This is a genomic window from Streptomyces sp. ATexAB-D23 (assembly GCF_000373645.1).
Lineage (GTDB): Bacteria > Actinomycetota > Actinomycetes > Streptomycetales > Streptomycetaceae > Streptomyces > Streptomyces castrisilvae.
Map to the genome: position 1 here is coordinate 109110 of NZ_KB892009.1, position 26084 is coordinate 135193.

At 72.8% G+C, this 26084-nt stretch carries 21 protein-coding genes; 15 read left to right on the forward strand and 6 right to left on the reverse strand.

Features of this window, described 5'->3' with window-relative positions:
- Nucleotides 1–70 precede the first annotated feature (70 nt).
- Nucleotides 71–898, forward strand: coding sequence for a DUF4190 domain-containing protein (locus B082_RS0110810; RefSeq protein WP_051094605.1), 828 nt, complete (start codon nt 71–73; stop codon nt 896–898).
- A 118-nt stretch (nt 899–1016) separates the two neighbouring features.
- On the opposite strand, the gene B082_RS0110815 is transcribed toward B082_RS0110810, so the two are convergent.
- On the reverse strand, nt 1017–1595 hold the full coding sequence (locus B082_RS0110815; protein ID WP_018551809.1) for an NADAR family protein: 579 nt from the start codon (nt 1593–1595) through the stop codon (nt 1017–1019).
- Between the two features lie 209 nt (nt 1596–1804).
- On the opposite strand from B082_RS0110815, the gene B082_RS0110820 reads away from it, so the two are divergent.
- Together B082_RS0110820 and B082_RS0110825 are read left to right on the forward strand one after the other, a co-directional pair.
- A complete protein-coding gene (locus B082_RS0110820) occupies nt 1805–2263 on the forward strand; it encodes a hypothetical protein (RefSeq protein ID WP_018551810.1) in 459 nt (152 codons plus the stop codon).
- 175 nt (nt 2264–2438) lie between these two features.
- Entirely contained in the window at nt 2439–4283 is a 1845-nt protein-coding gene (locus tag B082_RS0110825; RefSeq protein ID WP_026249651.1) for a chitinase, read from the forward strand.
- Here the strand turns inward: B082_RS0110825 and B082_RS0110830 are convergent.
- Nucleotides 4237–5055 carry a phosphatase PAP2 family protein gene (locus tag B082_RS0110830; RefSeq protein ID WP_202453972.1) on the reverse strand — a complete coding sequence of 273 codons (819 nt, stop codon included), beginning with the start codon at nt 5053–5055 and terminating at the stop codon, nt 4237–4239. The two genes, B082_RS0110825 and B082_RS0110830, sit on opposite strands and share 47 nt — an antisense overlap.
- Before the next feature lie 121 nt (nt 5056–5176).
- Entirely contained in the window at nt 5177–6517 is a 1341-nt protein-coding gene (gabT, locus tag B082_RS0110835; RefSeq protein WP_018551813.1) for a 4-aminobutyrate--2-oxoglutarate transaminase, read from the reverse strand.
- Nucleotides 6518–6779: 262 nt separating this feature from the next.
- Here gabT and B082_RS0110840 point away from each other — a divergent pair, with 262 nt between their 5' ends.
- From B082_RS0110840 to B082_RS0110890, 11 genes are all read left to right on the forward strand, one after another.
- Complete coding sequence (locus B082_RS0110840) at nt 6780–9254, forward strand: hypothetical protein (protein ID WP_018551814.1); 2475 nt, start codon at nt 6780–6782, stop codon at nt 9252–9254.
- Between the two features lie 155 nt (nt 9255–9409).
- On the forward strand, nt 9410–10978 hold the full coding sequence (locus B082_RS0110845) for a PucR family transcriptional regulator (RefSeq protein ID WP_018551815.1): 1569 nt from the start codon (nt 9410–9412) through the stop codon (nt 10976–10978).
- A gap of 106 nt (nt 10979–11084) precedes the next feature.
- The gene (locus B082_RS0110850) at nt 11085–12530 is read left to right on the forward strand and encodes an aldehyde dehydrogenase family protein (protein WP_018551816.1); all 1446 of its coding nucleotides are present in this window, start codon (nt 11085–11087) and stop codon (nt 12528–12530) included.
- A gap of 213 nt (nt 12531–12743) precedes the next feature.
- Nucleotides 12744–14690, forward strand: a complete 1947-nt coding sequence (locus B082_RS0110855) for an acyl-CoA dehydrogenase family protein (protein ID WP_026249652.1) — start codon at nt 12744–12746, stop codon at nt 14688–14690.
- A 79-nt stretch (nt 14691–14769) separates the two neighbouring features.
- Complete coding sequence (aroA, locus tag B082_RS0110860) at nt 14770–16014, forward strand: 3-phosphoshikimate 1-carboxyvinyltransferase (protein ID WP_018551818.1); 1245 nt, start codon at nt 14770–14772, stop codon at nt 16012–16014.
- Nucleotides 16015–16097: 83 nt separating this feature from the next.
- A complete protein-coding gene (dxr, locus tag B082_RS0110865) occupies nt 16098–17351 on the forward strand; it encodes a 1-deoxy-D-xylulose-5-phosphate reductoisomerase (RefSeq protein WP_026249653.1) in 1254 nt (417 codons plus the stop codon).
- Complete coding sequence (locus B082_RS0110870; protein ID WP_018551820.1) at nt 17348–18658, forward strand: M50 family metallopeptidase; 1311 nt, start codon at nt 17348–17350, stop codon at nt 18656–18658. Before dxr ends, B082_RS0110870 begins: the two co-directional genes overlap by 4 nt.
- Before the next feature lie 185 nt (nt 18659–18843).
- A complete protein-coding gene (gene ispG, locus B082_RS0110875; RefSeq protein ID WP_026249654.1) occupies nt 18844–19998 on the forward strand; it encodes a flavodoxin-dependent (E)-4-hydroxy-3-methylbut-2-enyl-diphosphate synthase in 1155 nt (384 codons plus the stop codon).
- A 168-nt stretch (nt 19999–20166) separates the two neighbouring features.
- Entirely contained in the window at nt 20167–21012 is an 846-nt protein-coding gene (locus tag B082_RS0110880) for a DUF4081 domain-containing GNAT family N-acetyltransferase (RefSeq protein WP_199783786.1), read from the forward strand.
- A gap of 40 nt (nt 21013–21052) precedes the next feature.
- Nucleotides 21053–21619 (forward strand): GNAT family N-acetyltransferase, encoded by a 567-nt coding sequence (locus tag B082_RS0110885; RefSeq protein ID WP_018551823.1) that lies wholly within the window; start codon nt 21053–21055, stop codon nt 21617–21619.
- 72 nt (nt 21620–21691) lie between these two features.
- Complete coding sequence (locus B082_RS0110890; protein WP_018551824.1) at nt 21692–23395, forward strand: proline--tRNA ligase; 1704 nt, start codon at nt 21692–21694, stop codon at nt 23393–23395.
- A gap of 55 nt (nt 23396–23450) precedes the next feature.
- Here the strand turns inward: B082_RS0110890 and B082_RS0110895 are convergent, their stop codons facing one another.
- From B082_RS0110895 to B082_RS0110905, 3 genes are read right to left on the reverse strand one after another with little or no spacing between them, the layout of a single operon-like run.
- A complete protein-coding gene (locus B082_RS0110895) occupies nt 23451–24374 on the reverse strand; it encodes an aminoglycoside phosphotransferase family protein (protein WP_018551825.1) in 924 nt (307 codons plus the stop codon).
- Between the two features lie 29 nt (nt 24375–24403).
- Nucleotides 24404–24874, reverse strand: coding sequence for a ferritin-like domain-containing protein (locus tag B082_RS0110900; protein ID WP_018551826.1), 471 nt, complete (start codon nt 24872–24874; stop codon nt 24404–24406).
- A complete protein-coding gene (locus tag B082_RS0110905; RefSeq protein ID WP_018551827.1) occupies nt 24871–25410 on the reverse strand; it encodes a hypothetical protein in 540 nt (179 codons plus the stop codon). Before B082_RS0110905 ends, B082_RS0110900 begins: the two co-directional genes overlap by 4 nt.
- A gap of 176 nt (nt 25411–25586) precedes the next feature.
- On the opposite strand from B082_RS0110905, the gene rimP reads away from it, so the two are divergent.
- Entirely contained in the window at nt 25587–26084 is a 498-nt protein-coding gene (rimP, locus tag B082_RS0110910; protein WP_018551828.1) for a ribosome maturation factor RimP, read from the forward strand.

The following is a 26084-nucleotide window of genomic DNA, read 5'->3' on the forward strand; positions in this document are numbered from 1 at the left end:
GGGCAGGGGACGGGAGTCATCGTAGGACGGGCCCGCCCGTAGCATGACCGCATCACGATGGGGGAGGCCCATGCCAGACAACACAGAGCAGCCGTCGGACGGGGCCGCGTCGCGCGATCCGTGGGCTCCGCCGCAGTCCAGGGTGCCCCTGGACAAGAAGCCCGGTGCGGGCGGACCGCCGGCCGGAGGTACTCCGCAGGACGCCCACCCGCCGACGGCCGCGCCCGAGGGCACCCGCCCGCCGAGCGTGCACGATCAGCAGACGGTCGCCGCGATGCCGGGCGTGGGGACGGGCCCCGTGCCGCCCGCCGGCTTCGCCGCGCCGGAGACCGGGCAGCAGCCCGGGACCGTACCGATGCCGCCGGTCGGCCCGAACGGCCCGGGGCAGGCCCCGCCGCAGTACGGCTACCCGACCGGACAGACCCCGCAGTACGGTTACCCCGGCGCCCAGCCGCAGTACGGCTACCCGGCAGGTCAGGCGCCGCAGACACCGCAGTACGGCTACCCGGGCTACCCCGGCTACGGGCAGACCTGGGGCGGTCCGCAGCCCGCGAACGGGATGGGTGTCGCCGCGCTGGTGCTCGGCATCATCGCGACGGCCGCCTTCTGCATGCTCGGCCTCGGGATCATCCTCGGCGTCCTCGCCCTGATCTTCGGGCTGATAGGCCGCGGCCGCGTCCGCGACGGCGTGGCCGACAACGGCGGGGTGGCCCTGGCCGGCGTCATCCTCGGCTCGGTCGGGATCGTCATCAGCGCGGCGTTCCTGGGACTGACCATCTGGGCGGCGAACACCGACGACGACGAGGGCGACGACCGGGTGTACGAAACGGTGCCGACCTCCCTGGTCGTCGAGGCGCCACGGCACACTCCGCTGGGGAGCGTCTCCCTCAAGGTTTGAGGGCGCGTCGAGGGGCCGTCGAGGGCCCGAGGCGTCGAGGCCCTCACGCCACGGTGCCCGGCCGCCCGGGACGGAGCCGGGCCAGGGGGCGGCGGGGACCACTCCCCGCCGCCCCGCTTCATATGCCGTCGGCCCCGCCCCGCAGCCGCTCGCGCGCCTCCATCAGCGCGAAGCCCAGCAGATTCAGGCCCCGCCATGTCGCGGGATCCTGCGCGCGCTGATCGTCCGCAGCGAGACCGATGCCCCAGATCCGGTCCAGCGGGCTCGCCTCCACCAGCACCCGGTCGCCCGTGCCCCGCAGGAACGCGCCCAGCTCCGGGTTCTGGCCGAACTTGTGGACGCTGCCCGCCACCACCAGCCTGTACCGCTCGCGCTCCCAGACCGCCTCGTCGAAGCCGCGCACCAGGCGGCCGACCTTCTTCGCCTCGGCGGGGCTCTTCGCCGCCACCGCCCGCCCGGCCGCCTCCTCGTCGCCGAAGAGCCGGGCCTTGCCGGCCATCATCCAGTGCTCGGCCGACGCGTAGCCCACGCCGTCGACCGTGAACGGCGAGGGCCACCACTGGCTCAGGCAGCTCGCACCGATCCGGCCGTCCGGGCGCGGGCGGTGCCCCCAGAACAGCAGATACTTCACCTTCTCGCCGCGTGCGGCCGGCTCGGCAGGCGCCGCGGCACTCCGGACATCCCCCAGGTTTTCCATGGCACGGAGTCTGTCACCCGCCACTGACAACGGGCCCGGCACAGCGGCGCGGACGCAGGTCACAGCCCTGTTCCCGGCGGTACCGCCCGCCGTGACGTAGATCACTACCAATGAGTAGCCGAACCCGCGTCATGAATCGGTCCGGGCCCGCTCTCCCGAGGTGAACGCGCCGCAGACCTGCCGGCGCGACCGGAGACGAAGGGCGGGCCATGAAGGGCTCGGAAGTCAGGGCAGCGGTCGAGTGGCTGGCATCGGCGGCACCCGATCCGGACGCCTGCCGGTGGGAGTGGGAGCGCGATCCGCGGGGGATCGCACTGCTGCCCGCCGGCAGGCGCTGGGACGTGCTGATTCTGCCGGGGGAGCTGGGCTATCCGACGCTCGACGTGCTCACCCGGCTCATCGGCCGGCCGGGGCCGGTCCTCGCGGACTTCGGCGAGGCGAGGATGGGCTTCTTCGTGCCCGCGGGAACCGTCGCCCGCTGGGTCGGGACGGGCGTCCGGGGTGCGGGGCGGGGCACCTGGATCGTCGTACCGCATCCCGGTCGTCCGGTAGGGAAGGTGCGCTGGCTGGTGCCGCCCGACGGCTCCGGAACGCTCACCGACGCCACATTGCTGGAGCTCGCCATGCACGAGGCCGCGGGCCGGGCCGCCGCAGATGGCGGAGGCTGAACTGCCTTATGGGTACGGGGAGTTGTGGGATGCCACAGAGCTGTTCAGGGGGTGTCGGCTTCCTGTTCCCGCGGGGCCGGGCTCGGGTGCGTCGCTGTCAGAGGTCTTGACAACCCGATTGGTCTGGACCATGTTGTGCGCGCCGCACTCAATTCCCCCCTGTACGGAGGCCGTTGTGGAACGCACGGGACCCCCTGCCCGCATGACCGGACTTCTGGCCGCATTCTCGGCCGCCCTCCTCGCCGCCGGCGGGCTGGCCGCGACGGCGCCCAACGCCGCCGCGGCCGACGCCGATCTGGCGAGCAACGGCAACTTCGAGGCCGGGCTGACCGGCTGGAACTGCACCGGCGGCAGCGGAGCCGCCGTCAGCACCCCCGTACACGGCGGGAACTCGGCGCTGAAGGCGACCCCCGCCGGAAGCGACAACGCCAAGTGCTCCCAGGCCGTGACGGTCAAGCCCGACTCCACGTACACCCTGAGCGCCTGGGTGCAGGGCAGCTACGTCTACCTGGGCGCCGACGGCACCGGCACGACCGACGTGTCCACCTGGACGCAGTCCGCCTCCGGCTGGCAGCAGCTCACGACCACGTTCAGGACCGGGCCCTCCACCACCTCGGTCAACGTGTACACGCACGGCTGGTACGGCACCCCCGCCTACTACGTCGACGACCTCAGCCTGGTCGGTCCCGGCGGCGCCCCGGTCGCGGTCCCCGCCGCCCCCACGGGCCTCAAGGCGGGCACGGCCACCGACAACTCGGTCGCGCTGTCCTGGAAGGGCTCCACCGGCGCCACCGGCTACAACGTCTACCGGGGCGACACCCTGGTGCAAAGCGCCACCGGCACCTCGGCGACCGTGACCGGTCTCAGCGCCTCCACCGCGTACAGCTTCCAGGTCAGCGCCACCAACGCGGCCGGTGAGTCCGCGAAGTCCGCGGCCGTCTCCGCCACCACCGCCGAGGGCGGCGGGGGCGACGACGGCGGTGACGACGGCAGCACCAGCACCCAGCTGCCGCCCCACGCGCTCGTCGGCTACCTGCACTCCAGCTTCGCCAACGGCTCCGGCTACACCCGCATGGCGGATGTCCCCGACTCCTGGGACGTCATCGACCTGGCCTTCGGCGAGCCGACCTCCGTCACCTCCGGCGACATCCGCTTCTCGCTCTGCCCGGTCGCCGAGTGCCCGAACGTCGAGTCGGAGGCCGAGTTCAAGGCGGCCATCAAGGCCAAGCAGGCCGCCGGCAAGAAGGTGCTGATCTCCATCGGCGGCCAGAACGGCCAGGTGCAGCTCGCCACCACCGCCGCGCGCGACACGTTCGTCTCCTCGGTCAGCAAGATCATCGACGAGTACGGTCTCGACGGCCTGGACATCGACTTCGAGGGCCACTCCCTCTCGCTGAACACCGGTGACACCGACTTCCGGAACCCCACCACGCCGGTCGTCGTCAACCTGATCTCGGCGGTGAAGAGCCTCAAGGCCAAGTACGGCGAGAAGTTCGTGCTGACCATGGCCCCCGAGACCTTCTTCGTGCAGCTCGGCTACCAGTACTACGGCTCGGGGCCGTGGGGTGGCCAGGACCCGCGCGCCGGTGCCTACCTGCCGGTGATCCACGCACTGCGCGACGACCTCACCCTGCTGCACGTCCAGGACTACAACTCGGGCTCCATCATGGGCCTGGACAACCAGTACCACTCCATGGGCGGCGCCGACTTCCACATCGCGATGACCGACATGCTGCTGGCCGGGTTCCCCGTCGCGGGTGACCAGACGAAGGTCTTCCCCGGTCTGCGTCCCGACCAGGTCGCGATCGGCCTGCCGGCCTCCACCCAGGCGGGCAACGGGCACACCTCACCCGCCGAGGTCACCAAGGCGCTGAACTGCCTGACCAAGAAGACCGACTGCGGCTCCTACGCCACCCATGGCACCTGGTCGGACCTGCGCGGACTGATGACGTGGTCCATCAACTGGGACCACTTCAACAACTGGGAGTTCTCGAAGAACTTCGACGCCTACTTCGGCTGAGCACACCGGGCGGCACCAGCAGCAGTCCGCACAGGAACCAGCTGCCCAGCACATCCAGCGGCCAGTGATAGCCGCGGAGCACCAGACCGATGCCCGTCGCCGCCGTCAGCAGGACGGCGGCGACGGGCATCATCCACGCGCGGCGGCGCACCAGCCCGCCCAGCAGCAGCGCCGAGGCGCCGTACGCCACCGCCGCGGTCGCGGCGTGGCCCGACGGGAAGTAGCCGGTGGCCTCCGTCAGCGGCCCGGGACGGGCGATCCAGTCCTTCAGCGGGACGACCAGCAGCGGGACCGCCGCCATGGCGAGGACCGCGCCCAGCGGCGCCCGCCGCCGGCCGCGCAGCAGTGACCAGCCGACCGCGCAGCCCAGGACCGGGAGCGCGACCTGCATATTGCCGAGATCGGCGAGGAATTCCGTGAGCCACCGGGGGCCGTGTCCGACGAGGGCCCGGCCGGCGCGCTCGTCGAGCCCGCGCAGCGGCCCGTCCGAGGCGATCTGCCAGGTGGTCAGCGCGAACAGCGCGGAGAGACCCGACACCAGGGAGAGGAGAAGAGCCGTCCGCCCCGGAACAGGGGGGGTGGTTCCGGAGCGGACGAGTGGACCGGTTTGCCGCGCGCCCCGGGGGGTGTGGGACGGGCGGCCATCCGATCGGTGAGGAGTTCCGGAGCGTGGTGCTCCAGTGGTGTGCGCGAAGGCACGCCCGGGACGGTGCTGGGGAAGCTCCGACCCGGATTCACCCGCAGTTCCCTGCGGGCGGGGTGTTTCTCTCATCTGCCGAAACCGTACGTCAGGCGAAGGGGGGACCGACAGCGGGTACGTTATCCCGCCATCGGCCCCGCACCCTTTCTTCACAGGCCCACACGGAATCCCGGGGGATGCGGGGACCCGGGGATCAGATTCCGGCGAATGCCTGCTCAAGGACGTCGAGGCCCTCGTTCAGCAGGTCCTCGCCGATCACCAGCGGCGGCAGGAAGCGCAGCACGTTGCCGTACGTGCCGCAGGTCAGGACGAGGACGCCCTCGGCGTGGCAGGCCTTCGCGAGCCGGGCGGCCGCCTCCGGGTGCGGGTCCTTCGTGCCCGGCTTCACCAGCTCGATCGCGATCATCGCGCCGCGGCCCCGGATGTCACCGATCAGCCCGCCGTTCGGCGCCTTCGCCCGCATCCCTTCGAGCCGGGCCTTCATGACCTCCTCGATGCGCTTCGCCTTCTTGTTCAGGTCCAGCTCGCGCATCGTCTCGATGGCCCCGAGCGCGCCCGCGCAGGCGACCGGGTTGCCGCCGTACGTACCGCCGAGGCCGCCCGAGTGCGCCGCGTCCATGATCTCGGCGCGGCCGGTCACGGCGGACAGCGGAAGGCCGCCCGCGATGCCCTTGGCGGTCGTGATCAGGTCCGGGACGATGCCCTCGTCCTCACAGGCGAACCACTGGCCCGTCCGGCAGAAACCGGACTGGATCTCGTCGGCGACGAAGACGATGCCGTTGTCCTTCGCGAACCGCGCGATCTCGGGCAGGAAGCCCTTGGCCGGCTCGATGAAGCCGCCCTCGCCGAGGACCGGCTCGATGATGATCGCGGCGACGTTCTCCGCGCCGATCTGCTTGGTGATCTGGTCGATGGCCTGGGCGGAGGCCTCCGCGCCCGCGTTCTCGGCACCGGTCGGCCAGCGGTAGCCGTACGCCACCGGCACCCGGTACACCTCGGGCGCGAACGGGCCGAAGCCCTGCTTGTACGGCATGTTCTTCGCCGTCAGCGCCATCGTGAGGTTGGTCCGGCCGTGGTAGCCGTGGTCGAAGACGACGACGGCGGTGCGCCCGGTGTACGCGCGGGCGATCTTCACCGCGTTCTCGACGGCCTCGGCGCCCGAGTTGAACAGCGCCGACTTCTTCGCGTGGTCGCCCGGCGTCAGCTCGGCGAGCTGCTCGCAGACCTCGACGTACCCCTCGTACGGCGTGACCATGAAACAGGTGTGGGTGAAGTCCGCGAGCTGGGCGGAGGCCCGGCGTACGACGGCCTCGGCGGACGCGCCGACCGAGGTCACGGCGATCCCGGAACCGAAGTCGATCAGACGGTTGCCGTCCACGTCCTCGACGATCCCGCCGCCGGCCCGTGCGGTGAACACCGGCAGGGTGGAGCCCACGCCTGCGGCGACCGCCGCGAGCCGGCGCTCCTGCAGCTCCACCGACTTCGGGCCGGGAATGGCGGTGACGAGGCGGCGCTCCTGCGGAATTGCGGTCATGCGGGGCTCCTGGGGGGTGTTTCGGACGCTTCTCCTTCTGCAGGCTAGGTGCCGGGCCGGGGGTCGGGCATGCTCCGATCGGTAGTGATGGCGTACGTGTCGTTGTCCGCGAAGGACAGAAGGCGGACAGAACGGCGTACGGGAGCCGGTCGGCGCTCCACAGGGGCGGTCACTATCCCGGCGCGTTGCTGAACTCACCGTGTGCGCGCACTAGATTGACCGGTGCAGGGGTCGGACCCGGCTGGTCAGGGGGCAACGGTTCATGGACAACGACGGTACGCACGGCGCGTGGGGCACGCGGGGTGCGCAGCCGCCCGCCGGCGGGCCCGCCCGGCCCGGGAACTCCGTACCGCACCCCGCGGGCCCGCCGCCCGCCGCCCCGCCCTCCTACCCGCCCACCGTCCCGCCGCCCGCCCGGCCCCCGTCCGTACCGGCTTCGCCGGCGCGGTACCAGGCACCGGACGCGCCCGCGCCCACCGCCGACTGGTTCAACGCGCCCCGCCCCGAGGCGGGCCCCGGCGTCTGGCGGTACGGCTACGTGCCCCGGCCCGCCGAGCGCGAGGAGCGCCCCTCGCTGGTGGGACCGGCCGCCACGCTGATCCTGTGGCTGCTGCTGTGGCTGCTGCTCAACCAGCGCGCCGTCCCCTATGTGTACAAGCCGATCGAGATCATCACCGGGCCCGAGTGGTGGTCCTTCGGCGGGCTCAGGGAGGGCGCGCCGGCCCTGGTGGTCAACTCGACCACGCTCTACTACGAGGTCCTGGTGCTGGTCCTGGGCTTCTGGGCCGCCCGCATCGGCGGCTGGGCCCACGTCGTCCGCTACTTCGCCGGCCCCCGGCTGGACCGGGCCCGGCTCGGGCTGTCGGCGGCCGTCGCGCTGCTGGTGCTGTGGCTGGCCTGGACCCCGAAGGTGCCGCTGCTGCTGGTGCTCATGGGCTCGGCGGACGGGTGGCTGCGCAGCGGCGACCAGCTGAAGGCCACCGTGGCCGCCTACAGCTGCTACGCGCTGACCATCGCCATCGTGGTGTGGCCCATCGCCCGGTTCGCGCGGTGGGGGGACGCGCTGCGCGAATTCCGGGCCCGGCGCGGACCCGCCCGGCCCCCGGGCGCGCAGGCCCCGTCGACCGCCCCCGAGCGGCCCGGCACGGCCCCCGCCCAGGAGGCCGGCCCGCTGCGCGCCCACTGGCCAAAGCTGCGCGCCGCCGGCCGGACGGACGCCGCGGAAGCGCTCACCGCCGCCGTGTACACCGGCCGCATGAACGACGTGGACTGCGTACGCCTGAGCCACGCCTGGAACGCCGCCCGCACCAGCCACGACCGGCTCTCGTCCTTCACCGAGACCGTGCTCCGCAAGGGCCCGGACGCCTTCCTGCACCCCTCCGGCCTCCGCGACGTGCCCCTGCGCACCGCCACGCACGACCCGCTGACCGGCCAGGTCAGGATCGGTGACTGCGCCGACGACCCGCGCAACCCCTACCCCCGCCGGGGCTCCGGCATGGCCCTGGAACCATCGTCGCTCGGCACCTCCCTGCTGGCCGTCGGCCCGCCCGGCTCGGGAAAGACGGACCGGGTGATCAGGCCCGTCGTCGAGGCCCTCGCCCTGCGGGCGCTCACCGGCCAGGCGGCGGTGCTCGCCGTCGGCGGCGCGGGCGGCGCGCTCGGCCCGGACGACGCCTATGACGTCGTCGTCCGGATCGGCGACCCCGCCTCCCTGTACGACTTCGACCTGTACGGCGGCACGACCGACCCCGACGAGGCGGCGGCGGCCCTCGCCGAGGGCCTGGCCGGTGACATCCCCACCCTGGACACCCGCCGCGCGACGACCGCGCTCGGCCAGCTGCTCGGCCCCTTCCACGCCGTCCGCGGACGCTTCCCCTCCGTACCCGAACTCCGCGAACTCCTCGAAGGCTCGGCCACCGCCCTGGGCGCCCTGCGAGAAGCCCTGGAGACCGGGGGACACCAGACGATGCTGCGGGAGCTGGAGGCCAGGGCCCGGCAGTCCGGCAGCGCAGCCGACCCGGGCGCCGTCCTCGCCGACCGGATCGCTGCGCTCGACCGGCCCGCCTTCGCCGGCTTCTTCGCGACCGGCGAGGACGCCCGCCCGTTCTCGCTCCGCTCCCTGGGCCGGCACCCGCTGCGGGTCCGCGTCGACCTGCCGGAACGCGTCCACGCCGAGGCGTCCCGCATCCTGGCCCGCCTCGTCCTCGCCCAGTTCAACGCCGTCACCGCGGCCCGCACCGACCGCTCGCTCTTCGTCTGCCTGGTCCTGGACGACGCGACCCACACCGTCACCGCCGAGACCGTCCGGGGCATCCGCCGGCTGCGGTCCGTCAACGCCGGGGCGGTCCTCGCCCTGCGCACCCTGGACGACGTGCCCGAGGGGCTGCACACCGCGCTGCTCGGCGCCTTCGGCTGCACCATGGCCTTCCCCGGCCTCACCACCTGGGACGGCAAGCGCTTCGCCGAGGCCTGGGGCAAGGAGTGGGTGGAGGTACGCGAGGTCGCCCAGCACGGCGTCTTCGCCGACCAGCCGCTCACCCGCGCCATGCACGCCCTGCGCAAGATGGCCACCGGCAAGGCCGTCACCACGGACGCGGTCACCGTGCGCCAGGTCGAGCGCGAACGCTGGTCCGCCTCCGGCCTCGCCTACGAGCTGCCCCCGGGCCACGCCGTGCTCTCGCTGACCACGGTCGCCGGCGAGCACATGCCGCCACTGCTCGTCCGCCTCTCCGGCTGACGCCGCGCGGCGTGCGAGGAGAGGGACAGGAGCGACGGGAGGGGAGGGAGAGGGGGACGTGGCAGCGGTGACAGGGACTCTGCCACCCTGGCAGAATCGAGCCGAGCCGTTCATACGGGACGGCGTAATCGCCCCCGTCCGAAGGCCCCCTCCCCATGCCGCCCACGCTCGCCTCGCTCATTCAGCACTCGGCGCTCAAACTCACGGTGCGCGCGGGGACGGACCGCCTCGACACCCCGGTGCGCTGGGCCCACGCCAGCGAGCTGACCGACCCCGTCCCCTATATGGAGGGCGGCGAGCTGCTGCTGGTCACCGCGACCAACCTCGACGCGGAGAACCCGGAGGCCATGGGCCGGTACGTGCGACGGCTGGCCGCCGCCGGGGTCGCCGGTCTCGGCTTCGGCGTCGGTGTCAACTACGACGAGGTGCCGCAGCCACTGATCGGCGCCGCCGAGGAAGCCGGCCTGCCGCTGCTCGAAGTGCCCCGCCGCACCCCGTTCATCGCCATCGCCAAGGCCGTCTCCTCCCAGATCGCCGCCGACCAGTACCGCGCCGTCACCGCCGGCTTCGAGGCCCAGCGCGAGCTGACAAGCGCGGCGCTCACCGGAGACGGCCCCGCCGCCCTCCTCGCCCGTCTCGCCGCCCACGTCAACGGCTGGGCCGCCCTCTACGACGCCTCCGGTGCCGTCGTGGCCACCGCCCCCGACTGGGCCGCCCGCCGCGCCGCCCGGCTCACCCCCGACGTGGAACGCCTGCGCGAACGCCCCGCCCCGGCCAGCATGGTCGTCGGCGACACCGACGACCGCGTCGAACTCCAGTCCCTGGGCACCGGCCGCCGGGTGCGCGGCGCCCTGGCCGTCGGCACCGGAGCCGCCCTCGGCACCGCCGAGCGCTACGCCGTGCACTCGGCGGTCGCCCTGCTCACCCTCACCACCGCCCGCTCCCGCGCGCTCCAGGGCGCCGAGCAGCGCCTCGGCACCGCCGTGCTGCGGATGCTCCTCGCCGGCCAGCCCGACCACGCCAGGGCCGTCGCCGGAGACCTCTACGGCGGGCTGCTCGACGCCCCCTTCCGGCTGCTCATCGCCGAGGCCCAGAACCCGACGGCCACCGCCCAGCTGGCCGACGCCATGGACACCGCCGCCTACCGGGCGGGCGAGACGCTGCTGATGGTGCCCGAGGGCGAGCGCCTCCTCGTGCTGGCCGCCGACGGGGGAGCGGCGGTGGCCGCCTGCGCCGCCTTCGCCGAGGCGCAGGAGGAGCGGACGCCCCGCGAGCCGGCCGCCGCCCAGGAGTCCGATGTCGTCGTGGGCATGTCCGCACCGGCCGGACCGGTCGCCGTCTCCGCCGCGTACAAGCAGGCCGAGCAGGCCCTGTCGGTCGCCCGGCGCCGGGGCAGGGCCCTGGTCGAGCACGCGGAGCTGGCCACCGGCTCCGTGCTGCCGCTGCTCGCCGACGACGCGGTGCGGGCCTTCGCGGACGGCCTGCTCCGCGCCCTGCACGACCACGACGCCAAGGGCCGCGGCGACCTGGTGGCTTCCGTACGCGCCTGGCTCTCGCACCACGGCCAGTGGGACGCGGCCGCCGCCGACCTCGGGGTCCACCGGCACACCCTGCGCTACCGGATGCGGCGGGTGGAGGAGATCCTCGGCCGCTCCCTGGACGACCCCGACGTGCGCATGGAGTTGTGGCTCGCCCTGAAGGTCACCACGCCCCCTGGCCAATGAGGCGTATCCCGCCGCTTCACCGCTCCATCCCGGACAAACGCCGGGCGGCCCGCGCGGCCCTACCGTGGGGGCGGAAACACCCCACGTCATCGAAGGGCCGGACCCCATGACCTCCACCCACGCCTTCTGGCTGGCCGGCCGCGAGGCCACCGGCGAGGAAAGCTTCGACGTCACCAACCCCTGGGACGGCCGGCTCGTCGGCACCGTCGGCGTACCGACCGGGGCCCAGGTCGAGGAGGCCGTCGCCGCCGCACACGCCGTGCGCGAGGAGTTCGCCGCCACCCCGGCCCACGTGCGCGCCGCCGCGCTCGACCACGTGGCCCGCCGGCTGACCGAGCGCACCGAGGAGATCGCCCAGCTGATCTCCGCCGAGAACGGCAAGCCGGTCAAGTGGGCGCGCGGCGAGGTCGGCCGGGCCGTCTCCGTCTTCCGCTTCGCCTCCGAGGAGGCCCGCCGCTTCAACAGCGGCGAGGCCCAGCGCCTGGACACCGATGCCGGGGGCACCGGCCGGCTCGGCCTGACCCGGCGCTTCCCGCGCGGCACCGTCCTCGGCATCGCGCCCTTCAACTTCCCGCTGAACCTGAGCGCCCACAAGGTCGCCCCGGCCATCGCCGTCGGCGTCCCGATCATCCTCAAGCCCGCCCCGGCCACCCCGATCTCCTCGCTGGTGCTGGGCGAACTGCTGGCCGAGACCGACCTGCCGGCCGGCTCCTGGTCCGTGCTGACGGTCCCCAACGACCGGATGCCTGCCCTCGTCCAGGACGAGCGGCTGCCCGTGATCTCCTTCACCGGGTCCGCCCCCGTCGGTTACGCGATCATGGACTCGGTGCCCCGTAAGCACTGCACGCTGGAACTCGGCGGCAACGGCGCGGCCGTGGTGCTCGGCGACTGGGCCTCCGAAGAGGACCTGGACCGGGCCGCGAGCCGTATCGCGACCTTCTCCAACTACCAGGGCGGCCAGTCCTGCATCTCGGTGCAGCGCGTCATCGCGGACGCGGCCGTCTACGACCGGCTGCTCCCGAAGATCGTCGCGGCGGTCGGGGCCCAGGTCACCGGAGACCCGTCCGACCCGGCCACCGACGTCGGCCCGCTGGTCGACGAGGCGGCCGCCCGGCGCGTCGAGTCCTGGGTCGACGAGGCCGTCGCCGCCGGGGCCCGGCTGCTCACCGGCGGGAAGCGCGACGGCTCGACGTACGCGCCGACCGTCCTCGCCGAACTGCCCGACGGCGTCACGCTTGCCGCCGAGGAGGTCTTCGGACCGGTCCTCTCGGTGCAGCGGGTGGACGGCGAGGCCGAGGCGTTCGCCGCCGTCAACACCTCCAAGTACGGGCTCCAGGCAGGCGTGTTCACCCACGACATCCAGGCCGCCTTCCGCGCCCACCGCGCGCTGGAGGTCGGCGGCGTGATCATCGGCGACGTCCCCTCGTACCGCGCCGACCAGATGCCGTACGGCGGTGCCAAGCAGTCCGGCGTGGGCCGCGAGGGCGTCCGGTACGCGATGGACGACTACACCTACGAGCGCGTCCTGGTCCTCACCGGCCTCGCGCTGTAGCCGGGGCGGACCGCCGCGTGCGGCATGCCGCACGCGGCGGCGGGCAGTGGAGTGGCGGCCGACCCGATCGGCGCCCCGAGGCTGGTGGGGCCTGCCGGAATCGGGTACATACGGACAAGTAGAACCGGTCAGGCACGCACGGCGGACGGTCCCCGCACCGCACGCGCGCCTGCCGGGTCCACCCACCCGACGACGCGGCGAGGTGAGCTCCTCATGTCCGCTCCATCCGCACAACAGCACACGCCCAAGGTCTCCGAACGCGAAGCGCGCCGGGTGGCCGAGGACGCGCGGGAACGGGACTGGCGCAAACCCAGTTTCGCCAAGGAACTCTTCCTGGGCCGCTTCCGCCTCGACCTGATCCACCCGCACCCGCTGCCCGCGGGCGAGGACGTCCGGCGCGGTGAGGAATTCCTCGCCCGGCTGCGCGAGTTCTGCGAGACCAGGGTCGACGGGGCCCTGATCGAACGCGAGGCACGGATTCCCGACGAGGTGATCACCGGCCTCAAGGAACTCGGCGCGCTCGGCATGAAGATCGACGTCAAGTACGGCGGTCTCGGCCTGACCCAGGTCTACTACAACCGCGCCCTCGCGCTGGCCGGTTCCGCGAGCCCGGCGATCGGCGCCCTGCTCTCGGCCCACCAGTCCATCGGGGTGCCGCAGCCGCTGAAGACCTTCGGCAGCCAGGAGCAGAAGGACACCTTCCTGCCCCGGCTGGCCCGTACGGACATCTCCGCGTTCCTGCTCACCGAGCCGGACGTCGGCTCCGACCCGGCCCGGCTGGCCACCTCCGCCGTGCCGGACGGCGACGACTACGTCCTGGACGGCGTCAAGCTGTGGACGACCAACGGGGTCGTCGCCGACCTGCTGGTCGTCATGGCCCGGGTCCCGGAGTCGGAGGGCCACCGGGGCGGCATCACCGCCTTCGTGGTCGAGGCGGACGCCCCCGGGATCACCGTGGAGCACCGCAACGCCTTCATGGGCCTGCGCGGCATCGAGAACGGCGTCACCCGCTTCCACCAGGTGCGCGTCCCCGCCGCCAACCGCATCGGGCCGGAGGGCGCCGGACTCAGGATCGCGCTCACCACCCTCAACACCGGACGGCTCTCGCTGCCCGCCATGTGCGTCGGCTCGGGCAAGTGGTGCCTGAAGATCGCCCGCGAGTGGTCGGCCGTCCGCGAGCAGTGGGGCAGGCCGGTCGCCAGGCACGAGGCCGTCGGCGCCAAGATCTCCTTCATCGCCGCGACCACCTTCGCCCTCGAAGCCGTGGTCGACCTCGCCTCGCAGATGGCGGACGAGAACCGCAACGACATCCGCATCGAGGCGGCCCTCGCCAAGCTGTACGGCTCCGAGATGGGCTGTCTGATCGCCGACGAACTGGTCCAGATCCGCGGCGGACGCGGCTTCGAGACCGCCGCCTCCCTCGCCGCCCGGGGCGAACGGGCCGTGCCCGCCGAGCAGATGCTCCGCGACATGCGGATCAACCGGATCTTCGAGGGCTCCACGGAGATCATGCACCTGCTGATCGCCCGCGAGGCCGTCGACGCCCACCTGAAGGTCGCCGGGGACATCATCGACCCCGACAAACCGCTCTCCGCCAAGGCGAAGGCCGGCGCCGACGCGGCCGGCTTCTACGCCAAGTGGCTGCCCAAGCTCGTCGCGGGCCCCGGACAGCTCCCGCGCGCCTACGCCGAGTTCCACCCGGCGGGCCACGTCGACCTCGCCACCCACCTGCGCTACGTCGAACGCGCCTCGCGCAAGCTCGCCCGGTCCACGTTCTACGCCATGTCCCGCTGGCAGGGCCGGATGGAGACCAAGCAGGGCTTCCTCGGCCGGATCGTCGACATCGGCGCGGAACTCTTCGCGATGAGCGCCGCCTGCGTCCGCGCCGAGCACCTGCGCACCGCCGACGACCACGGCCGCGAGGCCTACCAGCTCGCCGACGCCTTCTGCCGGCAGGCCCGCATCCGGGTCGAGGAGCTGTTCACCCGGCTCTGGTTCAACACCGACGACCTCGACCGGCGCGTGGTCGACGGCGTCCTGTCCGGCACGTACGCCTGGCTGGAGGAGGGCGTGGTGGACCCGAGCGGAGAGGGCCCCTGGATCGCGGACGCCACCCCCGGCCCCTCCACGAAGGACAACGTCCACCGGCCCATCCGCTGAGCCACCGGGCACCGCGGGGCTCGTCCAGTCGCTGGACGGGCCCCGCCGCCCGCTGCCCGGCACGGCAGGATGGGGGCCCGTGACCGTCACCCATGTCCCCGGTTCCAAGTCCGTCACCGCGCGCGCCCTCTTCCTGGCCGCCGCCGCGAACGGCCGCAGCACGCTCGTACGCCCCCTGAGCTCGGACGACACCGAGGGGTTCGCCGCCGGGCTCACCGCGCTCGGATACGCCGTCGAGCAGGAGGCGGAGCAGTGGCACATCACGGGCCGCCCCGCCGGACCCGCCGCCACCGAGGCCGACGTCTACTGCCGCGACGGGGCGACCACCGCCCGCTTCCTGCCCACCCTCGCCGCCGCCGGCTCCCGCGGCAGCTACCGCTTCGACGCCTCCGCGCAGATGCGCCGCCGCCCCCTCGCCCCGCTCACCGAGGCGCTGCGCACGCTCGGCGTCGACCTGCGCCACGAGGACGCCGAGGGCCACCACCCGCTGCGGATCGAGGCCGCCGGCATCAAGGGCGGCGAACTCACCCTGGACGCCGGGCAGTCCAGCCAGTACCTCACCGCCCTGCTGATGCTCGGACCGCTCACGGAGACCGGGCTGCGGATCACCGTCACCGACCTCGTATCGGCGCCGTACATCGAGATCACCCTCGCGATGATGCGCTCCTTCGGCGTCGAGGTCACCCGGAGCGGCCCCGGGAACACCGTCTTCACCGTCCCGCCCGGCGGCTACCGTGCCACCACCTACGCGGTCGAACCCGACGCCTCCACCGCGAGCTACTTCTTCGCCGCGGCGGCCCTCACCGGCCGCGAGGTCACCGTCCCCGGGCTCGGCGACGGCGCGCTCCAGGGAGACCTGCGGTTCGTCGACGTACTGCGCCGCATGGGCGCGGACGTCCGCACGGCGGGCGGCTCCACCACGGTCCGCTCCACCGGCACCCTGAGCGGCCTCACCGTCAACATGCGCGACATCTCCGACACCATGCCGACCCTCGCCGCGCTCGCCCCCTTCGCCTCGGGGCCCGTACGCATCGAGGACGTCGGCAACACCCGCGTGAAGGAGTGCGACCGGCTGGAGGCGTGCGCGGGCAACCTCCGGCGGATGGGCGTCACGGTCGCCACCGGACCCGACTGGATCGAGATCCGGCCCGGCACACCCCGGCCCGTGGAGATCGAGACCCACGGCGACCACCGCATCGTCATGTCGTTCGCCGTCACCGGCCTGCGCACCCCGGGCCTCACGTACGACGACCCCGGCTGCGTACGCAAGACGTTCCCCGGATTCCACGAGGCGTTCGCCGCGTACGCCGGCGCCACCGGCTGAGGCAGGGGCGGGGACAGGACACGCGCGGCCCCACCCGGGACGCCCTGTCCCCGCACACAGAGCGAGCGGCGACAATGGGGGCCATGACCGACAGCCCCGCTCCTCTCGCCGACCCGCACCTCGTCTTCGACGCCGTGGAAGGCCGCCGGGATCTCGTCATCCTCGGCTCCACCGGGTCCATCGGCACCCAGGCCATCGACCTGGTGCTGCGCAACCCCGACCGCTTCCGTGTCACCGCGCTGTCCGCGGCCGGCGGCCGGGTCGCCCTCCTCGCCGAGCAGGCCCGCCTGCTGAAGGTACGCACGGTCGCGGTCGCCTCGGCCGAGGCCGTACCGGCGCTGCGCGAGGCCCTGCGACAGGAGTACGGGACGGCCGAGCCGCTGCCCGAGATCCTGGCCGGGCCCGACGCCGCCGCGGACCTGGCCGCGAGCGACTGCCACACCGTGCTGAACGGCATCACCGGGTCCATCGGCCTCGCCCCCACCCTGGCCGCGCTGAAGGCGGGCCGCACGCTGGCGCTCGCCAACAAGGAATCGCTGATCGTCGGCGGCCCCCTCGTCAAGGCGCTCGCCGCGCCGGGCCAGATCATCCCGGTCGACTCGGAGCACGCGGCGCTCTTCCAGGCGCTCGCCGCCGGCACGCGCGCCGATGTGCGCCGGCTCGTCGTCACCGCGTCCGGCGGCCCGTTCCGGGGACGGACCAGGAGCGAACTCGCCGACGTCACCCGGGAGCAGGCCCTCGCCCACCCGACCTGGGCCATGGGCCCGGTCATCACGGTCAACTCGGCGACCCTGGTCAACAAGGGACTCGAAGTCATCGAGGCGCACCTCCTCTACGACATCCCCTTCGACCGCATCGAGGTCGTCGTCCACCCGCAGTCCTACGTGCACTCCATGGTCGAGTTCACCGACGGCTCCACCCTCGCCCAGTGCACCCCGCCCGACATGGGCGGCCCGATCGCCATCGGTCTCGGCTGGCCGCAGCGCGTTCCGGACGCGGCCCCCGTCTTCGACTGGACGAAGGCGTCCAGCTGGGAGTTCTTCCCGCTGGACACCGAGGCCTTCCCGTCCGTCGGCCTCGCCCGGCACGTGGGCGCGCTGGGCGGCACCGCGCCCGCCGTGTTCAACGCGGCCAACGAGGAGTGCGTCGACGCGTTCCTGTCCGGCAGGCTGCCCTTCAACGGCATCATGGACACGGTCACCGCGGTGGTGACCGAACACGGAACGCCCGCCTCGGGAACTTCTCTCACCGTCGCGGACGTCCTTGAAGCGGAGACCTGGGCACGGACCCGGGCCCGGGAACTCTCGGCCAAGGCCACTGCGGAGGCACGCGCATGAGCATGACGACGATCCTGCTGACGATTCTCGGCATCGCCGTCTTCGTGTTCGGTCTGCTGTTCTCCATCGCCTGGCACGAGCTGGGCCACCTCTCCACCGCCAAGCTCTTCGGCATCCGCGTCCCGCAGTACATGGTCGGCTTCGGCCCGACCATCTGGTCGCGCAAGAAGGGCGACACCGAGTACGGCATCAAGGCCATCCCGGCCGGCGGCTACATCCGCATGATCGGGATGTTCCCGCCCGGGGCGGACGGCCGTCTTGAGGCGCGCTCCACCTCGCCCTGGCGCGGCATGATCGAGGACGCCAGATCCGCCGCCTTCGAAGAGCTGGAACCGGGCGACGAGAAACGCCTCTTCTACACGCGCAAGCCGTGGAAGCGCGTGATCGTCATGTTCGCCGGACCGTTCATGAACCTGGTCCTGGCCGTGGCGATCTTCCTCGGCGTCGCCATGACCTTCGGCTTCCAGACCAACACCACCGAGGTCGCCGGCGTCCAGCAGTGCGTCATCCCGCAGAGCGCGGAGCGCGAGACCTGCGAGAAGTCCGACGCGGTCTCGCCCGCGAAGGCCGCCGGCCTCAAGGAGGGCGACAAGATCGTCGCCTTCGACGGCGAGCGCATCGACGAGTGGTCCACCCTCTCCGACCGCATCCGCGACACCATCGGCCCGGCCACCATCACGGTCGAGCGCGACGGACAGGAGAAGACCCTGCACGCCGTGCTCCTGAAGAACGCCGTCGCCAAGAAGGACTCCCGCGGCGAGGCGGTCGCCGGTGAGTACGTCACGGCCGGCTACCTCGGCTTCGCCGCCCAGTCGGAGATCCTGCCGCTCTCCTTCGGCGACTCGGTCGTCCGCATGGGCGACATGATCGAGAACGGCGTCGACTCGATCGTGGCCCTGCCGTCCAAGATCCCCGCCCTCTGGGACGCGGCCTTCAGCGACGGAGAACGCGCGGCCGACTCCCCGGTCGGTGTCGTCGGCGCGGCGAGGATCGGCGGCGAGGTGATGACGCTGGACGTCCCGGCCGAGAACCAGATCGCGATGATGCTGTTCCTGCTGGCCGGCTTCAACCTCTCGCTGTTCCTCTTCAACATGCTGCCGCTGCTCCCGCTCGACGGCGGCCACATCGCGGGGGCCCTGTGGGAGGCGCTGCGGCGCAACGCGGCCCGGATCTTCAAGCGCCCCGACCCCGGCCCGTTCGACGTCGCCAAGCTGATGCCGGTCGCCTACGTGGTCGCCGGGGTCTTCATCTGCTTCACCCTGCTCGTCCTCGTCGCCGACGTGGTCAACCCGGTCAAGATCACCTGACCGGGGCGGCCCGCCCGCCCGGTGCACCGCGAGTGACGGCCGGTGCGCACGGCGCGTCCGGACAGCCCGACATTCCGTGCGGGCCCGGACGCGGTGTGCTCCCGGCCGCTCTCGGTGACGTAACCTCGAAGGCCGGAGCCCGCCGATACCGGGACCTCGATCCACACCTTGGGGATGCTCAGCGCATGACTGCGATTTCTCTCGGAATGCCCGCCGTTCCGACCAAGCTCGCCGAACGGCGGGTCAGCCGCCAGATCCAGGTCGGCTCGGTGGCGGTCGGCGGGGACGCACCGGTCTCGGTGCAGTCGATGACGACGACACGTACGTCGGACATCGGCGCGACGCTTCAGCAGATCGCCGAACTCACCGCGTCCGGCTGCCAGATCGTGCGCGTGGCCTGCCCGACCCAGGACGACGCGGACGCCCTGAAGACCATCGCCACCAAGTCGCAGATCCCGGTGATCGCGGACATCCACTTCCAGCCGAAGTACGTGTTCGCCGCGATCGACGCCGGCTGTGCGGCGGTACGCGTGAACCCCGGCAACATCAAGCAGTTCGACGACAAGGTCAAGGAGATCGCGCGGGCCGCGAAGGACGCCGGCACCCCCATCCGGATCGGCGTCAACGCCGGTTCGCTGGACGCGCGACTGCTCAAGAAGTACGGCAAGGCCACCCCCGAGGCGCTCGTCGAGTCGGCGCTCTGGGAGGCGTCGCTCTTCGAGGAGCACGACTTCCGCGACATCAAGATCTCGGTCAAGCACAACGACCCGGTCGTGATGGTCAACGCCTACCGCCAGCTCGCCGCCCAGTGCGACTACCCGCTGCACCTCGGCGTCACCGAGGCCGGCCCCGCCTTCCAGGGCACCATCAAGTCGGCCGTCGCCTTCGGCGCCCTGCTCAGCGAGGGCATCGGCGACACCATCCGCGTCTCGCTGTCCGCGCCGCCGGCCGAGGAGGTCAAGGTCGGGCTCCAGATCCTGGAGTCGCTCAACCTCAAGCAGCGCCGCCTCGAGATCGTCTCCTGCCCCTCCTGCGGCCGCGCCCAGGTCGACGTCTACAAGCTCGCGGACCAGGTCAGCGCCGGTCTGGAGGGCATGGAGGTGCCGCTGCGCGTCGCGGTCATGGGCTGCGTCGTCAACGGACCCGGCGAAGCCCGCGAGGCCGACCTCGGCGTCGCCTCCGGCAACGGCAAGGGCCAAATCTTCGTCAAGGGCGAGGTCATCAAGACCGTCCCCGAGTCGAAGATCGTGGAGACCCTCATCGAGGAAGCCATGAAGATCGCCGAGCAGATGGAGAAGGACGGCATCGCCTCCGGCGAGCCCGAGGTCTCCATCAGCTGAGCCCACGCGCCCCGCGACCGCGCCCCGCCGGAGGAACCACCTTCGCGGGGCGCGGCCCGTGAGCGGGCTCACCGCGTCCGCCGGAAGCCGTTCCCGGGCACGGGCGGCGTCGGCCGGGCTCTTTGGGTACAGTGCGGAAATCAGCAGACCGCATGGTGAGGCCCCCTCGTGTTGACGCACACCACCACCCGGGTCCTCGAACCCAGCGACCTCGGCGCCGCCCTCGCGGTGCTCGAGAGCGAACCCGTGACCAACGCCTTCGTGACGTCCCGCGTCCAGATCGCGGGTCTCGACCCCTGGCGCCTCGGCGGCGAGATGTGGGGCTGGTACGCCGACGGCCACCTGCGCTCCCTGTGCTACTCGGGCGCCAACCTCGTCCCCATCTGCGCGGGCCCCGAAGCCGTACGCGCCTTCGCCGACCGCGCCCGCAGGGCCGGCCGCCGCTGCTCCTCGATCGTCGGCCCCGCCGAGCCCACCGCCCAGCTCTGGCGGCTCCTCGAACCGGGCTGGGGCCCGGCCCGCGAGGTCCGGGCCAACCAGCCCCTCATGGAGACCGAGAGCCCGTCCGCCGACGTGGCACCCGACCCGCTCGTCCGCCGCGTCCGCAAGGACGAGATGGACATCCTCATGCCGGCCTGCGTGGCCATGTTCACCGAGGAGGTCGGCATCTCCCCGCTCGCCGGCGACGGCGGCCTCCTCTACCAGGCCCGCGTCGCCGAACTCATCGCCGCCGGCCGCTCCTTCGCCCGGATCGACGACGGCAAGGTCGTCTTCAAGGCGGAGATCGGCGCCACCACCTCCCAGGCCTGCCAGATCCAGGGTGTGTGGGTCGCCCCCGAGTACCGCGGGCGCGGCCTCTCCGAGACCGGCATGGCCGCCGTCGTGCGGTACGCGCTGGCCGATGTCGCCCCGGTCGTCAGCCTCTACGTCAACGACTACAACACCCCCGCGCGCAGGGCCTACCACCGCATCGGCTTCCGCGAGACCGGCGCGTTCATGAGCGTGCTGTTCTGACCCGGCCCCGGGCCGGCGGCCCGGACAGTAGGGTCGCTCCATGGCAGCAGCTTTCGGGGGCGGCCCCCGCACCAACCGCGTCCGGGTCGGGCCGATCGACCTCGCCGCACGCGTGGACGAGGCGCTCGCCGTGCAGGCCCTCGCCTTCGGCCTCGGCGCCGAGGAGATCGAGGTGCGCCGCCACATCGTGCTCCGGCACCTCGACCACCCGCACGCCCGCGCGCTCGGAGCCCTGACACCCGACGGCCGGCTCGTCGGCTTCGTCTACGGCATGCCCAACGAGCGCGGCCACTGGTGGGCCACCGTGGTCGAGCCCTACCTGCGCGCCACCGGCTCCGCGCACTGGCTGGACGACTCGTTCGTGATCACCGAACTGCACGTCCACCCGGACTTCCAGAACCGGGGCATCGGCCGCACCCTCATCACCACCGTCACGGACGCCGTCCCGCAGCCCCGGTCGATCCTCTCCGCCATCGACACGGACAGCCCGGCACGCGGCCTCTACCACTCGCTCGGCTACCAGGACCTGGCCCGGCAGGTGATCTTCCCCAGCGCCCCCAAGCCGTACGCGGTCATGGGAGCGCCCCTCCCGCTGCGCCGAAGGTGAGGAATGGATTTCCGCCCGCACGGGCCGCCCGGCTAACCTCGGGCCCATCACCCTTCCGAGCAGGAGTTCATCATGGCCCAGGTCCAGCGCATGTCCCGATTGATGATCAAGACACTGCGCGACGACCCGGCGGACGCCGAGACGCTCAACCACAAGCTCCTCGTCCGAGCCGGCTACGTACGACGCACCGCGGCCGGAATCTGGTCCTGGCTGCCGCTCGGCAAGAAGGTCCTGGAGAACGTCACCCGCGTGGTCCGCGAGGAGATGGACGCCATCGGCGGCCAGGAGGTCCTGCTCCCCGCGCTGCTGCCCAAGGAGTCGTACGAGGCGAGCGGCCGCTACGACGAGTACGGCGACCTGCTGTTCCGCCTCAGGGACCGCAAGGGCGCCGACTACCTCCTCGGCCCCACCCACGAGGAGATCTTCACCCAGGTCGTCAAGGACATGTGCTCGTCCTACAAGGACCTGCCCGTCATCCTGTACCAGATCCAGACGAAGTACCGCGACGAGGCCCGCCCCCGGGCCGGTGTGCTGCGCGGCCGCGAGTTCCAGATGAAGGACTCGTACTCGTTCGACACCACCGACGAAGGCCTGGTCGAGGCGTACCGGCTGCACCGCGCCGCCTACATCCGGATCTTCGAGCGGCTCGGCCTCGACCACCGCATCGTCTCCGCGGTCTCCGGTGCCATGGGCGGCTCCGCCTCCGAGGAGTTCCTGGCGCCCGCGCCCGCCGGCGAGGACACCTTCGTCGACTGCCCGAGCTGCGACTACGCGGCCAACACCGAGGCCGTGACCTTCAACGCCACCCCGGGCGACGCCTCGGGCGTGGGCGCCGTCGAGGAGCTGGACACCCCCGACACCCCGACCATCGAGACCCTGGCCGCCCACCTCGGCGTGGCGGCCTCCGCCACCCTGAAGAACCTCCTGGTCAAGGTCGACGGCGAGATCGTCGCCGTGGGTGTGCCCGGCGACCGCGAGGTCGACCTCGGCAAGCTCGGCGAGCACCTGGCACCCGCCGTCGTCGAGCTGGTCACCGCCGAGGACTTCGTGGGCCGCCCCGACCTGGTGCGCGGCTACGTCGGCCCGCAGGGCCTGGAGAAGGTCCGCTACATCGCCGACCCCCGCGTCGCCGCCGGCACCTCCTGGATCACCGGCGCCAACAAGGACGGCAAGCACGCGAAGAACGTCGTCGCGGGCCGCGACTTCGAGGTGGACGACTACCTCGACGTCGTCGTGGTCGAGGCGGGCGACCCCTGCCCCAAGTGCGGCACCGGCCTCCAGGTCGACCGCGCCATCGAGATCGGCCACATCTTCCAGCTCGGCCGCAAGTACGCCGACATCTTCGCGCTCGACGTGCTCGGCCAGCAGGGCAAGCCCGTCCGCGTCACGATGGGCTCGTACGGCATCGGCGTCTCCCGCGCCGTGGCCGCCCTCGCCGAGCAGACCGCCGACGAGAAGGGCCTGTGCTGGCCCCGCGAGGTCGCCCCGGCCGATGTGCACGTGGTCGCCGCGGGCAAGGCGCTCCAGACGGAACTGGCCCTCGACGTCTCCGAGAAGCTGGGCGCCGCCGGGCTGCGGGTCCTGGTCGACGACCGCGCGGGCGTCTCGCCCGGCGTGAAGTTCACCGACTCCGAGCTGATCGGCGTCCCGAAGATCCTGGTCGCGGGCCGCCGCTCGGCCGAAGGCGTCCTGGAGCTGAAGGACCGCCGTACCGGCGAGCGCGAGGAGCTGACCGTCGACGAGGCGATCGCCCGCCTGACGGAGCGGCAGGACTGATCCCACGCGGAGGGGCCCCGCACGGAACGTCCCGTGCGGGGCCCCTCCGCATGACCTACAGCCAGCCCGCGAACTCCAGCGTCACTTCGCCCTCCTGGCGGCGCCCGGCCGTCAGGGCCCGGGTGCCCGACTCCACGGCGCGGAAGAGCGTCCAGCCGTGCAGCCGCTGCTGGTCCACGTCCAGCGAGTCCGCGAGCTTCTTGACCCGGCGCCGGGCCGTCGTCGCGCCGGCGGGCGAGGCGATCAGGTCCTCGACCCGGTCCCGGACCAGCCGCGCCAGATCGTAGGCCCGCTCGCCGACCAGCGGCTCCGGCCCGACCGTCAGCCAGGGCGCCCGCTCGCCCGCGAGCACCTTGCTCTGCCGGAAGTTGCCGTGCAGCAGCAGCGTCTCGGGGGAGTGGGCGACCAGCTCGTCCCGGGCCGCCAGCGCCGCCGTGACCAGGGGCTCCAGCGCGGGGTCGGCAGCGGCGGCGGCGCGCATCGCGTCCGTACGCCGCCCGGTCCGCTCGGCGACCGTCTCGAAGGAGTGGCCGGCCGGCGGCTGCACCCACAGCCGCCGCACCGTCCCCGCCGCCTCCAGCAGCGCCTTCGCCTCCGGCAGCGAACGCAGCGACATCTCCGGGTGCAGCCGTTCCAGCAGCAGCGCGCCCTCGACGGGCCGCGCGCCGTCGGCGGGATCGAGCAGCCGCACCGCGCCCCAGCCGTCCCAGTGCGCCAGCGCGGCCGCTTCGAGAGCGGGCGCGGCGCCGGACGGGGCGAGCTTCAGGGCGGCCGGGGTGCCGTCGGACCCCCGCACCAGCAGGACCAGACTGCTGCGCCCACCGGGGGCGGCGACCCGCTCCACGGCCGGTGCGCGCCCGGTCGCGGCCAGCGCCTGCTCGGTCAGTGCGTCGAGCCCCGCGAGCCACTGACCGGCGGCCGTATCCCCGTACGACTCGCCGAGCGCTCGCACCAGACGCTGCGGCGGTTCAAAACCCATACGTGCCGTGTTCCCTTTCAGAGCCTTCTTCAGTGCGCCGCGCCCGCCTCGGTCTTCGTGCCGGTCCCGGTCTTCGTCCCGGCCCGCTCGGCGAGCCCGGGAAAGGGTACGCCGCTGCCCCGCCAGCGCACCGCGCGCACCGCGGCCTCGCGCAACGCGTCCGCCGCGCTGCGCCGCAGCTCCCCGTCGGCGGCCCGGACCAGGTCGGAGTAGACGTAGGCCACCCGGTCCTCCAGGACGGCTGCCAGCCGCACCGCGGCCGCCGAGTCCGGCACCGCGAACGGCAGAGCGTACGCGGCGTCCGCCGCCACCGGTTCGCCGCCCAGGTCCCGGACCGTGCGCACCAGGGCGTCCCGGCGGGCGCGGTGGGCCTGGTGGGCGGATGTGGCCTCGGCGCGGCGGGCCGAGGCGACACGGCCGCCCGCCACCCCGTACCCGTAGACCGCCGCGTGCTCGGCGGCCAGCGCCGCCTGGGCCGCTTCCAGCGTGCCGTCGCTCATGCGGGGGTCTCCTTGGCCAGTTCGGTCAGCAGGTAGGCGTGGGCCGAGCAGGCGGCGGCCACCGAGGCGAGCAGCCGGGCCAGTTCCCCGGGTGCCTCCAGGAGCAGCGCGGTGTACGCGTCGGCCGCGGCGCGCTCCGCGGCGGCCAGTTCCCTGACCGCGGCGGCGGGGCCGGCGGCCCGGGAGCGGGCCGTGCCGAGCGCCGGCGCGGCGCCGGGCGTGACGGCCTTCAGATGGGCGTGGACCGCGTCACGCAGGGGGGCGAGGGCGGTGGCCGTCGACGGATGGGCCGTGAGCACGCGTTCGTACCCGGCCAGCAGGGTCGCCGTGGTGCGGGACGCGCTGGTGCGCAGTGCCTTCTCCGTGCGTACCGACGACGTCCCGTCGGCCGCGGTCCGGGCCCCGCCGTGCGCGGAGCCCTTGCGGCCCGAGCCCGTGTCGTCCGTGTCGCCTCCGCAGCCCGCCAGCACCGCGCCGACGGCGAACGCGCCCGTCGCCGTGAGCGCGCCCCTGCGCGTCGTCCCCGTACGCCGCACTTGTTCTCCTTCGGGCTGGATCTGTTGTGACTGGATCTGTCCGGAAGTGATCACCCTTGGTGAGCGTACCCGCGCCCCGGGGACCGGCTGACAGCAACACCCCTTGCGACCGGATACCCTTTGACCAGACACACGAGGATCCCCACAACAGCACACGCGGCCGAGGAGTCACCCGGATGAGCACCACCCAGAGCGAGAAGCTGCGCGGGCTGGTCGAACCGCTCGTCAGCGCCGAGCAGCTGGAGCTGGAAGAGATCGAAGTGTCCCGGGCCGGCCGTCGCCGGGTGCTGCGGATCGTGGTGGATTCGGAGGAGGGCGTCGAGCTCGACGCCTGTGCGGAACTGAGCCGCGCGATCTCCGCGAAGCTGGACGAGACCGACGCGATGGGTGAGGACGAGTACGTCCTGGAGGTCAGTTCCCCCGGTGCCGACCGCCCGCTGACCGAGCACCGCCACTACGTACGCGCCACCGGCCGGCTGGCCAGGCTGACGCTGCGTGAGGGCGGGGAGCTGGTGGCCCGCATCCAGGCCGTGGACGAGGACGGTCTCGACCTGGAGGTGCCGGGCGTCAAGGGCCGTAAGCCCACCGCCCGCCGGATCACCTTCGGCGAGGTCGCCAAGGCCCGTGTGGAGCTGGAATTCAACCGCAAGGACAAGAAGGAAGAGGAGGCGTAG

Excerpts from the sequence above, each read along its gene's own strand:
- ispG (WP_026249654.1), top strand. The coding sequence starts at position 18,844 with ATGACTGCGATTTCTCTCGGAATGCCCGCCGTTCCGACCAAGCTCGCC.
- B082_RS0110820 (WP_018551810.1), top strand. The coding sequence starts at position 1,805 with ATGAAGGGCTCGGAAGTCAGGGCAGCGGTCGAGTGGCTGGCATCGGCG.
- gabT (WP_018551813.1), bottom strand. The coding sequence starts at position 6,517 with ATGACCGCAATTCCGCAGGAGCGCCGCCTCGTCACCGCCATTCCCGGC.
- B082_RS0110890 (WP_018551824.1), top strand. The coding sequence starts at position 21,692 with ATGGCCCAGGTCCAGCGCATGTCCCGATTGATGATCAAGACACTGCGC.
- B082_RS0110840 (WP_018551814.1), top strand. The coding sequence starts at position 6,780 with ATGGACAACGACGGTACGCACGGCGCGTGGGGCACGCGGGGTGCGCAG.
- B082_RS0110850 (WP_018551816.1), top strand. The coding sequence starts at position 11,085 with ATGACCTCCACCCACGCCTTCTGGCTGGCCGGCCGCGAGGCCACCGGC.
- B082_RS0110815 (WP_018551809.1), bottom strand. The coding sequence starts at position 1,595 with ATGGAAAACCTGGGGGATGTCCGGAGTGCCGCGGCGCCTGCCGAGCCG.
- B082_RS0110885 (WP_018551823.1), top strand. The coding sequence starts at position 21,053 with ATGGCAGCAGCTTTCGGGGGCGGCCCCCGCACCAACCGCGTCCGGGTC.
- B082_RS0110830 (WP_202453972.1), bottom strand. The coding sequence starts at position 5,055 with ATGAGAGAAACACCCCGCCCGCAGGGAACTGCGGGTGAATCCGGGTCG.
- rimP (WP_018551828.1), top strand. The coding sequence starts at position 25,587 with ATGAGCACCACCCAGAGCGAGAAGCTGCGCGGGCTGGTCGAACCGCTC.
- B082_RS0110845 (WP_018551815.1), top strand. The coding sequence starts at position 9,410 with ATGCCGCCCACGCTCGCCTCGCTCATTCAGCACTCGGCGCTCAAACTC.
- dxr (WP_026249653.1), top strand. The coding sequence starts at position 16,098 with ATGACCGACAGCCCCGCTCCTCTCGCCGACCCGCACCTCGTCTTCGAC.
- B082_RS0110855 (WP_026249652.1), top strand. The coding sequence starts at position 12,744 with ATGTCCGCTCCATCCGCACAACAGCACACGCCCAAGGTCTCCGAACGC.
- B082_RS0110810 (WP_051094605.1), top strand. The coding sequence starts at position 71 with ATGCCAGACAACACAGAGCAGCCGTCGGACGGGGCCGCGTCGCGCGAT.
- B082_RS0110895 (WP_018551825.1), bottom strand. The coding sequence starts at position 24,374 with ATGGGTTTTGAACCGCCGCAGCGTCTGGTGCGAGCGCTCGGCGAGTCG.
- B082_RS0110900 (WP_018551826.1), bottom strand. The coding sequence starts at position 24,874 with ATGAGCGACGGCACGCTGGAAGCGGCCCAGGCGGCGCTGGCCGCCGAG.
- B082_RS0110870 (WP_018551820.1), top strand. The coding sequence starts at position 17,348 with ATGAGCATGACGACGATCCTGCTGACGATTCTCGGCATCGCCGTCTTC.